Origin of the sequence: uncultured Campylobacter sp. (assembly GCF_938030785.1) — a bacterium.
In the GTDB taxonomy this organism is placed as follows: Bacteria; Campylobacterota; Campylobacteria; order Campylobacterales; family Campylobacteraceae; genus Campylobacter_B.
Genome location: NZ_CALHIK010000108.1, coordinates 1 through 11,987 on the forward strand (window position 1 = coordinate 1; position 11,987 = coordinate 11,987).

At 48.6% G+C, this 11,987-nt stretch carries 15 protein-coding genes; 2 read left to right on the plus strand and 13 right to left on the minus strand.

Annotated elements, in window-relative coordinates; translation table 11 throughout:
- From Q0438_RS06070 to Q0438_RS06100, 7 genes are all read right to left on the minus strand, one after another.
- The coding region (locus Q0438_RS06070) for a prohibitin family protein (protein ID WP_299188587.1) at positions 1-830 on the minus strand (830 nt) is incomplete at its 3' end.
- An 8-nt stretch (positions 831-838) separates the two neighbouring features.
- Positions 839-1,765: a branched-chain amino acid transaminase gene (locus tag Q0438_RS06075; protein WP_299188590.1), complete on the minus strand. Its 927-nt coding sequence runs from the start codon at positions 1,763-1,765 to the stop codon at positions 839-841.
- A 245-nt stretch (positions 1,766-2,010) separates the two neighbouring features.
- Positions 2,011-3,132 carry a phospholipase A gene (locus Q0438_RS06080; protein WP_299188592.1) on the minus strand — a complete coding sequence of 374 codons (1,122 nt, stop codon included), beginning with the start codon at positions 3,130-3,132 and terminating at the stop codon, positions 2,011-2,013.
- The gene (locus Q0438_RS06085) at positions 3,122-3,688 is read right to left on the minus strand and encodes a molybdenum cofactor guanylyltransferase (RefSeq protein ID WP_299188595.1); all 567 of its coding nucleotides are present in this window, start codon (positions 3,686-3,688) and stop codon (positions 3,122-3,124) included. Before Q0438_RS06085 ends, Q0438_RS06080 begins: the two co-directional genes overlap by 11 nt.
- Before the next feature lie 61 nt (positions 3,689-3,749).
- On the minus strand, positions 3,750-4,526 hold the full coding sequence (locus Q0438_RS06090; protein WP_299188597.1) for a hypothetical protein: 777 nt from the start codon (positions 4,524-4,526) through the stop codon (positions 3,750-3,752).
- Positions 4,527-4,734: 208 nt separating this feature from the next.
- The gene (locus Q0438_RS06095) at positions 4,735-5,094 is read right to left on the minus strand and encodes a nitrous oxide-stimulated promoter family protein (RefSeq protein ID WP_299188600.1); all 360 of its coding nucleotides are present in this window, start codon (positions 5,092-5,094) and stop codon (positions 4,735-4,737) included.
- 75 nt (positions 5,095-5,169) lie between these two features.
- Entirely contained in the window at positions 5,170-6,177 is a 1,008-nt protein-coding gene (locus Q0438_RS06100) for an AI-2E family transporter (RefSeq protein WP_299188602.1), read from the minus strand.
- Positions 6,178-6,434: 257 nt separating this feature from the next.
- Between Q0438_RS06100 and Q0438_RS06105 the strand changes: the two genes are divergently transcribed.
- Together Q0438_RS06105 and Q0438_RS06110 are read left to right on the plus strand one after the other, a co-directional pair.
- On the plus strand, positions 6,435-7,523 hold the full coding sequence (locus Q0438_RS06105) for a methyltransferase (protein WP_299188605.1): 1,089 nt from the start codon (positions 6,435-6,437) through the stop codon (positions 7,521-7,523).
- The gene (locus Q0438_RS06110; protein WP_299188607.1) at positions 7,520-8,002 is read left to right on the plus strand and encodes a hypothetical protein; all 483 of its coding nucleotides are present in this window, start codon (positions 7,520-7,522) and stop codon (positions 8,000-8,002) included. Before Q0438_RS06105 ends, Q0438_RS06110 begins: the two co-directional genes overlap by 4 nt.
- A 66-nt stretch (positions 8,003-8,068) precedes the next feature.
- On the opposite strand, the gene Q0438_RS06115 is transcribed toward Q0438_RS06110, so the two are convergent.
- The 6 genes from Q0438_RS06115 to Q0438_RS06140 form a co-directional block, all read right to left on the minus strand.
- Positions 8,069-8,461, minus strand: coding sequence for a hypothetical protein (locus Q0438_RS06115; RefSeq protein WP_299188609.1), 393 nt, complete (start codon positions 8,459-8,461; stop codon positions 8,069-8,071).
- 654 nt (positions 8,462-9,115) lie between these two features.
- Positions 9,116-9,733: a hypothetical protein gene (locus Q0438_RS06120; protein ID WP_299188612.1), complete on the minus strand. Its 618-nt coding sequence runs from the start codon at positions 9,731-9,733 to the stop codon at positions 9,116-9,118.
- Between the two features lie 79 nt (positions 9,734-9,812).
- Positions 9,813-10,166, minus strand: a complete 354-nt coding sequence (locus Q0438_RS06125) for a hypothetical protein (protein ID WP_299188615.1) — start codon at positions 10,164-10,166, stop codon at positions 9,813-9,815.
- Complete coding sequence (locus tag Q0438_RS06130) at positions 10,117-10,665, minus strand: hypothetical protein (protein WP_299188617.1); 549 nt, start codon at positions 10,663-10,665, stop codon at positions 10,117-10,119. The genes Q0438_RS06125 and Q0438_RS06130 overlap by 50 nt, the downstream gene beginning before the upstream one ends.
- Positions 10,666-11,018: 353 nt before the next feature.
- Positions 11,019-11,708, minus strand: a complete 690-nt coding sequence (locus Q0438_RS06135; protein WP_299188620.1) for a hypothetical protein — start codon at positions 11,706-11,708, stop codon at positions 11,019-11,021.
- Positions 11,708-11,987 (minus strand): hypothetical protein (locus Q0438_RS06140; RefSeq protein ID WP_299188623.1); only part of this gene is annotated, 280 nt, incomplete at its 5' end. The genes Q0438_RS06140 and Q0438_RS06135, both read right to left, overlap by 1 nt.

Sequence of the window (11,987 nt, forward strand, 5' to 3'; positions counted from 1 at the left end):
TCGATTTTGACGGCGTCTGCGTTACCTTTGGCAAGAGCAGCTTTTTTAAGCGCCTCTTGATTTGCGCGCTCGACCTCGTATTTAGTGCGCTCAGCCTCCTGTTTGGCGATCTGCACGCGCTCGATCTGCTCCTTTACCTTTGCGGGCAGAATGATCTCGCGAAGCTGCACGGCTAGCAGATCCACTGGCGAATTAGACAACGATTCGATATTTTTGCGGATGCCGTCGTCGATCGCTTTAGCGATCTTGTCGCGTTTGGTAGGCAGCTCTTCGGCGGCATAGTTGCCGATGACGCTACGCACGACGTCCTTTACGCGCGGATCGATGATCTTATCCTCCCATAAAAAGCCCCACTCGGCGATCGTGTTGGGCGCCGTGGCTTCATTGAGCCTGTATTGCACGGTGATGTCGATGCTGACGGGTAAATTTCGCGAGTCTAGCACCGAGAGCGAGTTTTTGCTGATGATACCGCCCGCGGTACCGCTTTTAGTGGCGATACCCGCGCTCATATCTTCGCTGCTGGTGTAGTTGATGATACGCGTGCGAGTATCTACGACGAATACGTCCTGTATGAACGGCACGAAAAAGTGAAGTCCCGCGCCAAGAGGCGTCGGATCGTATTTGCCTAAATTTGATTTGATCCCCACCTCGCCCGATTGGATCGTGACGAAAGGCTTTGCGATCACGAGCAGCGCGATTAGTGCGATTATCACGTAAAACACGCCGCTAAACTTGCCCATCCCTCCGAAATTAGGAATTTTAAAATTTAAATTCCCGCCTTTTTTGTCGCTGTTTTTCTTATTAAAATAATCATTCAAATCCGCTGGCATGCGCGTCCTTATTTAACGTATGTGAGCCAGTGCTCAAATTTAGGGTCTTTGCCCGTGACTACCGCGAAATACGCCTTTTGCAAGCGGCTCGTAATCTCGCCCATCTCACCCTTACCGATGATCCTGCCGTCAATATTACTAATCGGCGTGACCTCTGCGGCGGTGCCGGTGAAAAACGCCTCGTCCGCGGCATAGAGCTGATCGCGAGCGATGCGCTCTCTGCGGACTTCGTAGCTCAGGCTGCGCGCGATTTCGATGACCGAGTTTTGAGTGATGCTCTCTAAGCTGGTATCGTTCGGCGGAGTGATGATGAGCCCATCTTTTACAATAAATAGGCACTCGCCCGGCCCCTCTGCGACGAAGCCTTGCGGATCGAGCAGTATCGCCTCATCGTATCCCGCGTCAACCGCCTCAAAATTTGCCATCTGCGAGTTAAAATAATTCGCGCTTGCCTTGGCTTTTGCCATCATCGAAAATTGCGCGGGCTTCATCCACGATGAAATTTTAGCTTTGATGCCCTTGCGTAGCGCCTCCTCGCCCATATACGCGCCCCATTGCCACGCTGCGACGATGACGTTTACCGGGCAGTTCGTAGACGAAACGCCCATCGAACCGTAACCGAAGTATGCAAGCGGGCGGATATAGACGGTCTGATCGAAGCGGTTTTTAGCGACGACGTCGATCTGTGCCTGACGGAGCTGCTCGAAGCTAAACGGAAGCTTGATTAGGCAGAGTTTTGCCGAAATTTCAAGCCTGCGAGTGTGCTCGTCCAAGCGGAAAATCGCGTAGCCTTTGTCGGTTTTATAGGCGCGCACGCCCTCAAATACGGCGTTTCCATAGTGCAAAGAGTGCGTCAAAACGTGGGTAGTGGCCTCCGCCCATGGGATTAGCTTGCCGTCTTTCCAGATGAGCTCGGCCTCTTGAATTTGTGCCATTTCTTGATCCTTTGATGAAATTTAATCCGTAATTCTAGCTAAAAGAATATTAATTTCTAAGAAATTCTACCTGCGGGGATTTGGTACGGTAGGCGAAATTCCGTCCGCAAAATTTAAGGCGATTTGCGCTGCTAAATTTTGCTTTTTAAAATTTAGCGAAGCAGAGCAAAAAGCTGCGAATTTTATATTTTATGTGGATAAAATTCCACCGCAGAATTTCAGGCTTTTTGATCCAAGCCCGCTTCTTAAAATTCTACGAATGAAAGCCCGATGCCGATCTTATTGACGCTGCGTTTATAGTCTGCTAGGCTTTCGCCGTAGCCATTGAAGTAGCGCAGATAGCCGTAAAATCCGCTGTTAAAGATCGGGAAGCTGTAGTTTAGCTCGATCGCGCCGCGGTTACTGCCGTCAAAATGCAGATTATTTCGCCACAGAGCGCTAAGTCGCTGCTTGCCGAAAGTGTATGATGCGCGCAGATCGCCGTAGCCCATATAATCCGCGATGTCCTCGTTCGTGCGGTCCAGCCAAAACGCATACCACGCTCTGGGGGTGATCGAAAATCCGTCCGCGCTCCAGGTGCTTTGCGCGTAGAGCCTATTCCACGAGCGCGATTCCTCGCCGCCCTTGCCGTTTGATTCGTGCATGGCGCCGATCTTTAGCTCATCCGCAAACGGCACTGGCGCGCTAACGTAGAGCTCGGGGCGATAGTTGCTTTCGCGGAAAGGGGCGCTATCCTGCGTGATCTGCCACCAGGAATTTTGCGCGTAAGCAAACGAAATTTTCTCTCCAAGCCCCAGCGCGTCATATGTTATCGGCCGCTCGAAGCTAAACTCAAAATGCAGCTCATCCGCTTTGCGATCGGGCTTTTTGCTAAAATCGTGGGTGAAAAGCATATAGATCGGCTCGTAGTATTTAAGCCCCAAAAATCCAAAATTTCGGCCATTTTGTTCGCCTTGCGGCACGGAATCCGGCGCGGCGGAATTTTGCGAGAGCGAGGCGGAATTAGATGCTAAATTTGATGCGGAGCCCGACGCAGCCGAGCCTGCGTCTGCGAAATTTGATGCAGCGGAATCCAGCGCGACGGGTTTCACTGCGACAGAATTTTGCGGCACCGCAGAGTTTAAAACGGCGGCATCATCTTGCGAAGCGCGGTTTTCTGCGGACGAGGTAGAATTTTCTGCGACTCTTCGGCGCGACTTTTCGCCCCTTTCTGCTAGACTTGCCGCGGCGATCTTTTTGTAATAGATCATCGCGTTTTTGTAATCGCCCCTGGCCTCGTATTCGCCGGCCTTTGCGTATAGTTCGGAGAGATCTTGCGCGGCTAGACTCATGGCGCAAAGTGCGAGCGCTAAAGCTTTAAATTTCATCTACGCCCTTTAAATCGTTTTGATAATTTATATTTAAAAACTGCTCTTTGTTTTTGAAATTTAGCACTTTGGAATTTGTAGATCCGATGAGCGCGCCGATCTTATGCTCTCCTGCGCGGTAGAGCTCAAGCGCGCGCGGAGCGAGATCCGCGTCAAAAAATCCGCACAGGCTGTGTCTGTGCAGGTCATCGCCCGCTACGCAAATTTGCCCCTCCTGCTCGCTAAGCGCGCGAATGGTAGAAATTTCTATAAAAGGCATATCGGCGGGGATGATAAAAATGCGCTCTCTGCTAAATGGCTTCAGCGCCGAATACAGCGCGCCCATCGGCGAAAAATCCTCAAATTCGTCGTAGATCATAGGAAGCGGCGGGTTAAATTTAGAGCTTTTGGCGCAGGCGAAAACCCGCTCAAACTCGCGGCTTAGGCGCGAGAAAAGAAAGTGCGTCATGCTGGGATGCCCGCGGAATGGAAACAGCGTTTTGTCGCTGCCGAAACGCGAGCTTTTGCCGCCGCAGAGAATGACGCAGGTTTTCATCGAAATTTCACCGGCTTTCATCGATCTTTATCGCGGCGAAATTTTAAATTTGAAAGTAAAATTTGAAAAGAGCGCGGGCATATCAGTCTTTTTGCATATATTTGGCTTTGCCAAGGGCGTTGTTTGCGATGAACTGATAAAGGCTCGGCGCTTGAAGCTTGGCTAGCTCGGGGTATTTGGCTTTAAGCGTCTTCCATATGTCATAGACGCGCATGCCGCTTGCGTAAAGCTTCATAATCTCGCTAAAATGCGGATCATAAAGGCTCGGCTTTTTATACAGCGAGAGTTTGCGGTCGGTATCAAGCACGGCGTTTGCCTCGATAAAAGCGGCAAGATCGCGCTCGCTTACTTTTGCAAAATCTTTTTCGTAGTGAGATTTCATATACTTTAAAATTTCTTTATTGCTAACGCCTTGGAAGTGCATTTTCTTGATCTCGAAGCGATACGCGTATAAGAAATCCTCGCTTTTTTTGGCGGTTGCGCGAAGTCTTGTTTTTTCATCTTTGAACGTCACGGAGATAAAGTGCGTAAGCCCTGCGGCGGTGACGGCGTTTTTAAACGCTTCGTCCTCCTCGCCGATCTTTTTTAAGATCGCCTTGACGGTGTAGCCTTGGGCGATGAGGTTTGAAATTTTATCTTTATACGGTTTGTAGTCGAATCGCACGCGTCTAAAGCCCGTCTCGGCGCTGATTTTTTTATAAATTCTAGCGTGCTCGTTGGCCGTAAAATAAGAGGATTTCAGCGCTTTGCGGAGCTGTTCGGCGACTGCGGTAAAATCGTCGTAGTCGATGATGCCTGCGATCAGCTCTTTTTCGTTTACGACCTTGCCGTTAACGATTGCGATAGTAATAACCTTCATGATCTCTCCTTATATCGGCAAAAATTCTAACCGAAAAATATAAACTCAAATTTAATTATTTGTTATCGGGCGCAGCCGGCTAAATTTAAAAGCCGCTTTAGGTCAAGCGCTTTTAAATTTGCCTATTTTGCGGCGCGGAGAGGAGGCGGGTTTTAAAATTTTTTCTCAGTTCGCAGCCATTTATTTAAGAATCTTGCGCAGTAAAATTTCAGCTCTTTTTAAATGAGAAAAGCTTTTTGATCTTCGTAAGCCCCAGCTTCATACCGCTGTATTTCATCATGCGAGCCATATTCGTCCACATTTCGCGCTCATAGCACGGATGCGGGCAGTGGTGGCAGCGCGGTTTTTCGGTGTGCGGACAGGCACCAAGGCGCGCGTATGCGTAGCGCAACATCCGCTCGCAGTCCGCGCAGAGATGAAACTGTGTCTGGACTAGCCCCTTGTCGTCTTTGTAGTTATGAAGCACGGCACCGTCCTTTTTAGGCGCATCCGCGTGCTTGTCGTCGCAGTAAATTTGGATAAATTTCGTTACCGTAGTTACTTCGTAGATAAATTTTTCACTCGTCATCTTTGATCCTTTGGGCGGATTTTATCTAAAAGAGACAAAAATACTCTTGAGCGCGCTCAAGCCCTTAAAGCTTTACTATTTTTCTACTTTATTGCCGAGCAGTGTCGCGATAGACTTCGTTTTGTCGTTTGAGGCAAGCGCGATCTGAATGCTCATCGTCAAAGGCACCGCCAAAAACAGCCCGCCGATGCCGAGCACGAAGCCCCATAGCAGCAGCCCTGCGAGCACGCTGATCGTTGAAAGCCCTAGCCCTTGCCCTAAAAATCGCGGCTCGATGATGTTGCCGATCGCGACGTTTACGGTTAGATATATCGCGATGGTCCAGACACTGTAGCTTATATCCATCGTAGAAAGGGTTACAAAAAGCGTCGGGAAGACCGCTACGATCGAGCCGATGGTAGGGATAAAATTTAGCACGAAGGCTAAAATCCCCCACAGCGCGGCGTACGGAACTCCGAGCGCCCATAGTCCGAGCCCGATTAGCGCGCCCGTGCAGGCCGAAGCAATGGTTTTAATAAGAAGGTATTTTTTCAAATTTGAAGCAAATTTTTTGACGAAAGTGTGCGTTGCGTGGCTGCGCTGCGAAAAGTAGCGGATCTTTTCGTCCATCATAGAGCTTTCAAAAACCATAAACGAGACCATTATGAAGATGAAAAATCCCGTCGAGACGATCGAGCCCGTTTTGCGAAGCAGGGTAGAGATTTGCGCCGCGACCTCGTTAGGATCGACGCCTAGTCCTTGGACATCAAACTCCACGCCGAAGCGAACAAGCCTCGTGCTGATGCCTTGCAAGACGTCGTTAAATTTAGCCTGAAGCTCCGGCAAGCGCGCCGAAAATTCCTTGATCGCGTCAAAGATCACTGAGCCGAAAAAAACCATAATCGCTACGAATGCGAAAGTCACGAGCAGGAAGCTAAAAACGCGGCCGACGCGGAGTTTTTGCACATATAACACCAGCGGCGAGACCAGCACGGTGATAAAAATAGCCAGCAAAAACGGCACGACGATGGTCTGCGCGGCTTTAAGACCCGCCAGGATAATAACTACGCAAGCGATGGAGATCAAGGACATCTGAAGTTTCAAGGCTTTTCCTAAATTTAGATTTTCGCTTTGGCGCGAAATTAAGGAGTGATTTTAACTAAAATTTCATAAAATTTAGCTCTGCTTTGAAATTTTATCCGCTAAATTTAAAACTCGCTCGGTATCGTTCCGCTCGTGCAGCTTTGGTTTTTTTGGCTTGCCCGCTAAATTTAAAAACGCAAGCAAATCCCAAATCCCGCGTGGCAAAAATTAAAATTTTTTGCTAAAATTTTGCGAAATTTACACGAGCAGGATCGAAAATGAAACTTCCCAAACATCTTTTAGACCGCTACGCCGCGGAGCGCCAAAGCGCGGGCGAGGCGCAGCGGACGGCGAATGAGATCGCCTTTGCGCCGGTGGTCTTTCAAGTCTCGCGACTGATGAAAAAATTTGGAATTTTAAGTGCGCTTAATGAGGCACGAGACGGGCTAAGCATAAGTGAGATCGCGAAGAAGCTCTCGCTTAGCGAATACGCCGTAAAGCTGCTTCTGGAAAGCTCGCTTAGCATCGGCACGGTGCTACTGTGCGGCGAGAAATTTCGGCTTAGTAAGGCGGGGTATTTTCTGCTTACCGACGAGCTGGTGGGAGTGGATATGGACTTCATCCACGATGTGTGCTACAAGGGTCTATTTAGGCTCGAAGAGACGCTAAAATCGGGCAAACCCGAGGGGCTAAAGGTTTTTGGGCAGTGGGCTACGATCTACGAGGCGCTTTCTCATCTGCCGCCGCACGTGCGCAAGAGCTGGCTCGCGTTTGATCATTTTTATTCGGATTTGGCGTTTGAGCCCGCACTAAAGATCATTTTCTCGCGCAAGACGGATAAAATTTTAGACGTAGGTGGCAATACGGGGCGCTTTGCTAAGCGGTGCGTAGGTTACGACGAAAATGTGCGCGTCACGATAATGGATCTTGCAGGGCAGATCGCGCTGATGAAAGACGCCGTCGCAGGCGCGCAGGGCGCTGAGCGTATAGAGGGGCTTGCGGCCGATCTGCTAGATGCTGCTACGCGCTTTCCGCGCGGCTTTGACGCGATCTGGCTCAGTCAGTTTCTGGACTGCTTTGCAGAGGAGCAGATCGTAAGTATCCTCTCGCGTGCGGCGGAGTCGATGAGTGCGGAGACGCGGCTTTATATTTTGGAACCGTTTTGGGATAGGCAGCGCTACGAAACCGCTGCGTATAGTATGACGCAGATCAGCGTGTATTTCGCCGCGATGGCAAACGGCAATAGCAAAATTTATCACTCCGACGATATGATTAAATTTGCGCAGCGCGCCGGGCTTAAAATTTCGCAAATTCACGACGGACTCGGCGTCGGACACACGCTGCTGTGCTGCGAAAGGGCGCGATGATGGACGCGCAAAGCTTAAGCGCGCGGCTAAATAAGCCGATTAAAATTTTACTAGTGCTACTTGGAATCGGAATTTTGGCAAATGTGGCGATGGAATTTTATGCGGAGAAACAACGCGGCGAGCTAGAGCGAAACTTCTGCGAAAGTAAACAGGTGCGAGATGCGCTAGCGCGGATAAACGAGGGCGCGCCGCGCAGGATCGACGATGCTACGACCCTAAAAGGCGCCGCATGCGAAGAGGGTAGCTTCATATACGATTACGCGCTAAATAGCTCGCCAAATTTAGATCTTAGCGCGCTGGATGCGGGTGATGCGGAAATTTTAAAAGAGATGCTATTTGCCAAGGCGAAAGCCGGCTTTTGCAGTGCGGAATTTTCGCAGCGCCTGCGGGAGCTAGGCAAAACGATGGTGTTAAATTACGAGATAGAGGGCTTGCCGCCGATAAAAATCGCGCTCGATAAAAACGCCTGCGAAAGATAATCTGCGAAGAGCCATAGAGGAAATGCCCGCAAAGCTTACGGGCATTTTGAAATTTTAGAATTTGAATTAGTTGCAATCGCTAGGTTTAAATTCCACCCGCATAAATTCCGAGCCGTTTTTTAGCTTATAGACCCACACTGCGCCGTTTATCAAGGAGTGCATAACCTTCATATTCTCGCAAAAAATCTGTTTATTTTGGCTGTCTACGACGTTTTGCATTACGTTTTTTTGCGTATCGTTGATACTGTCAAATTTTAGCCCCATGCCGTCGTTTAGCTCGTAGTTGTAGATAAAAGTGCCGTCTTTGCACTCGGCGCCCGTTAAAGTGGTAATCTCATCGACTCTCAGCGGCGCACTCTTATTGATACCTTCTACGGCGGCTTTGAGTTGGACATTATCGCAGCTTGGTGCCGCAAAAAGCGCTCCGCAAACAAGCGGAAGTAGTAGAAATTTTTTCATTTCATCTCCTTGCAAAATTTTTTAGAATGATACAAAAATTAATATTAATGAATGCTTTAAATTTACAAAGATAAATTCCGCTTTGCCGCACCCTAAATTTTAAAATTTCGCGTTATTTTTGCCGCCTTGCTACGCATGCTCACAAAACATAAGCGCTAATGCAAAAGACCGCCGGCAAATCGTCCGCCGCCTTGCTTAGAGCTTAGATCGTAGCAAAATTTACGAAAGATAGCGAAACGGGCGAGCTTTTAGCCTTTAAATGAGCTTTAGAGTTTTAAATTTAGGCTCGCTTCGCGCTTTTAAATTTAGATTTGTCCCACACGGGCGCGCCGTTGTCGCGGATATACTTTGCATTTTGGCTAAAATTTAGATTTGTACGTTCCGTATTTTGGCGCATCGATCAGACTTTAAAATTTCGCAAAATTCCGATGCGTCGATCAGCTTTTAAAATTTTGCGAAATTACAGCGCATGGCTCACAGGCGGGCTTTAAATTTAGGTTCGCTCCGCTCGCCCGTGAGCTTTAAATTTAGATTTGCTCTGCCGCCTTGCGATACGCCGCCGTTTTGTGACGCACCGCTAAGAACCCCGCGTAAAAAGCGCCGCACCGACCGCTCGCACCGAAGCAAATAGCGAGCCGATGCGAATTTAAAATTTTACTTCGCGGCGTCGATTGCGCTCAAAATCTCTCTAGCGTGCACGGCGTAGTCGTTCGCCATCGCCTTTTGAAAAATCCCGCCGATCTGCGCGTATGAGCCGCTGCCGCTGCCGAAAAACTCCTCCTCGCCGTAGTTGCGCTCGTTTACCGCGATGTTTTGGTTGTAGATCTGCCTTCCGTTTTTAAACATTTTTAGGCGCAGATTGTAGCGCACGAAGGGCTTGGCGGAGACGTCGATGCCGTCGGAGCTGTAAAAGCCGAAGCCGAACGAGCCGATCTCGGGGCTGATGACTAGCCCCTTGCCTTGCAGCGCCTTTTCGTCGCTCGTTACTTCGGCGCGCCTTAGATAGGTGCCGAAGAAGCGTTTTGCCTCGCCGCCTACGAACTCGCCGACGCTCATTTTAAGCTCGTCGTCTCTACCCAGCTGCGAGCTTGAGGTATATTTTTTGACTTCCATCAGCTCGCTTGGGATGTAGATCAGGGCGCTTTGCATGGAGTTATCGACGCCGATTGTGTCGTCAAAAGGCGCCACGTCTGCATTTTTATTGAATTGCGCCTCATGAGCGCAGCCGCTAAATAGCGCGCAAACTATTGCGGCTAGAAGGAATTTTTTCATTGCTTACTCCGTGTGAAAATTTTTGTAATTCTACCCCGCGGGTCTAAATTTTACGCTGAAACGGGCGGAATTCCGCTCTCTAATCCAAGCTAAAAAACCGTCTAAGCTTTCGCTTAAACGTGTCTTTTGGAATTTGCGTATCGCTAAAGTCGTCGCTCCAAATTTCGTTCTTGTCGGTAAATAAACCTTTATTCTGCGCCTGCGGCATAAAGACTGTTTTATTTGTAACTTGGACGTCCTTTTGCTTAAAATACTCTAATATCTCATCCAGATCCCGCCTGGAGTATATATTTATAAGAAAATAATTTCTGTTTTTAAATCTTAGCACGATATTTTTGCGGATTAAGCCCAAAGGTTCTGTTGCTCTTACCAGCATATAAATTTTAAACGGCAAGATGAATAATATAAAATTTATCGTATGATATAAAAACAATACAGCCTTTCCTATGTGCAACCCCTATGGACGATTTTTTATACAGCTCGTATGACGTAAAATAGTGGAATCTGCCGAAGCTATTATATAATTCCGATATAACACAAAAGCTCGCCTTATCCACGTCGCAGGCGTTGCCAATTTTTATTACTTCCTCTTTCTTTACGAAATAAAATTTATTTAACGCTTGATTTAACGATCCCGGTTTGTCGTCAAAAGCATTTATATAGCTAATTTTATTATTTTCCAACAAAAAATACGCGGGGCTGCCCTTTCTTTTAATAGGCCAAAGTAATGTAGCTGGTAACAATAAAAAAACTACTACGATAAACATAACTAAATCGGCACTAAAATGCGTGTAAAATTTCAAGTTTAACGGAGTAACTTCTAGATTGAATATTTTATATAGGCAACCGAGTGAAAGGAAAAGAACTATATCGTTTTGAAAGTAAACCGCTCTATCTATGATTTTGATCGGCTCTTTGTCGTAATCCCTCATAAAATTCCTTTTCGGTATGATTTTTGACGAAGCGCATTTTATCACCGTCTCGCTTTCGACGCGTTTAAGAGCGCAGGATATTTGCAGAGGCGCTTGTGGCGAGGCGAGTCGAGACGAGACGAGCAGTGGTTATCCGTAAGCGGACACTAGCGGTTTATCTGCGACCGCTTAGAGGACTGCTTCGGGTACCGAGCGATCTCATCTGCGATTGCCGCGGGCGGAATTTTGCTCGAAATCCAGCCTCAATCTCGCCGCGAAATACTTGCGCAGCATCCGCCTTTGTGCTTCGTTTACGTTTAGCCGTAGCCAGATTACCCCGCGGGTCTAAATTTTACGCTGAAAACCGAAAAATTTCACGCCTTAATGTCGTAGCTGGAATTTTTCAAAAAATATATGCGTAAAGCTTCGCGCTCGGCGCGGCTGGGACGGATGCAAAAAAATACCGCCGCGCCCGTATCGTCCTTGCCGCGCAGTAGCAGGCAGTCGCGCAGTCGTAGCCCCGCTCGTCCGTCTAGCCTTCGCGCGACGACGAGCTTTGAAGCGATCAAAATCGCAAAAATGCCCGCCGCTGCATAGATCGCAGCCTCGGCAAAGCCGAATTTGATCGTCAAAAACACGCCCGCGACGTATGCGAAAAGAAGCAAGAATTTTAAAATTTCTTGCAGTTTCAAAAACCGTTCGTAGCTTAGAAACGGCACGCGAAACGTCCGCACGAAGCCGAACGACGGCTCTATCAGATCGACGCATCCAAGCATAAGATCGTATTTGTCTAGCCCTCTGCGAAAGGATATTTCAAGCCCGTCAAATTCCACGCGCGCCGCCTCTTTACTGCCGCTTCGCAGATAAAGTAACTCTAAAAACATAAAAACGATCGTCAGGCTGGGCTTGGCTTGCTGCGAGCGTAGCGGGCTGTCCGTGTAAAACAGCTCCCCCGATCCGCCGATGTCCAAAGAGATAAAAATGCAAAAAAACGCAAGGATCGCTACGGAGAAAATTCTATAAAATGTATCGTCGCAGATGAGGCTGAATTCGGGCTTTTGCATTAGTTTTTATATAGCGGCGCGTCGGTGATTTTAAATCTAAATTTATTGCCTGCGCCGATAAATTTTACGAAGCTCGCTACGTCAAATCCCTGCTGCGGCGCGCTTAGCGGCGGCTTGGCAAGGATCTCGAAGCTTAGGCCTGCATAGTTGAAAAACTTGCCGCAGCGCCGAAAGCCGTGCCTGCCGTAGAATTCTATCCGGCGCAGGCGCTGCGCGAGGTTGGGCGCGTCCTCGTGCGGCGGCTCGACGTCAAGGACGATTTGCGCGCGCGGATTTTGC

Bases quoted from the DNA above. Each gene is read 5' to 3' on its own strand.
- Q0438_RS06115 (WP_299188609.1), bottom strand. From the start codon at position 8,461: ATGAAAAAATTTCTACTACTTCCGCTTGTTTGCGGAGCGCTTTTTGCG.
- Q0438_RS06090 (WP_299188597.1), bottom strand. From the start codon at position 4,526: ATGAAGGTTATTACTATCGCAATCGTTAACGGCAAGGTCGTAAACGAA.
- Q0438_RS06095 (WP_299188600.1), bottom strand. From the start codon at position 5,094: ATGACGAGTGAAAAATTTATCTACGAAGTAACTACGGTAACGAAATTT.
- Q0438_RS06120 (WP_299188612.1), bottom strand. From the start codon at position 9,733: ATGAAAAAATTCCTTCTAGCCGCAATAGTTTGCGCGCTATTTAGCGGC.
- Q0438_RS06085 (WP_299188595.1), bottom strand. From the start codon at position 3,688: ATGAAAGCCGGTGAAATTTCGATGAAAACCTGCGTCATTCTCTGCGGC.
- Q0438_RS06105 (WP_299188605.1), top strand. From the start codon at position 6,435: ATGAAACTTCCCAAACATCTTTTAGACCGCTACGCCGCGGAGCGCCAA.
- Q0438_RS06135 (WP_299188620.1), bottom strand. From the start codon at position 11,708: ATGCAAAAGCCCGAATTCAGCCTCATCTGCGACGATACATTTTATAGA.
- Q0438_RS06075 (WP_299188590.1), bottom strand. From the start codon at position 1,765: ATGGCACAAATTCAAGAGGCCGAGCTCATCTGGAAAGACGGCAAGCTA.
- Q0438_RS06130 (WP_299188617.1), bottom strand. From the start codon at position 10,665: ATGAGGGATTACGACAAAGAGCCGATCAAAATCATAGATAGAGCGGTT.
- Q0438_RS06080 (WP_299188592.1), bottom strand. From the start codon at position 3,132: ATGAAATTTAAAGCTTTAGCGCTCGCACTTTGCGCCATGAGTCTAGCC.
- Q0438_RS06110 (WP_299188607.1), top strand. From the start codon at position 7,520: ATGATGGACGCGCAAAGCTTAAGCGCGCGGCTAAATAAGCCGATTAAA.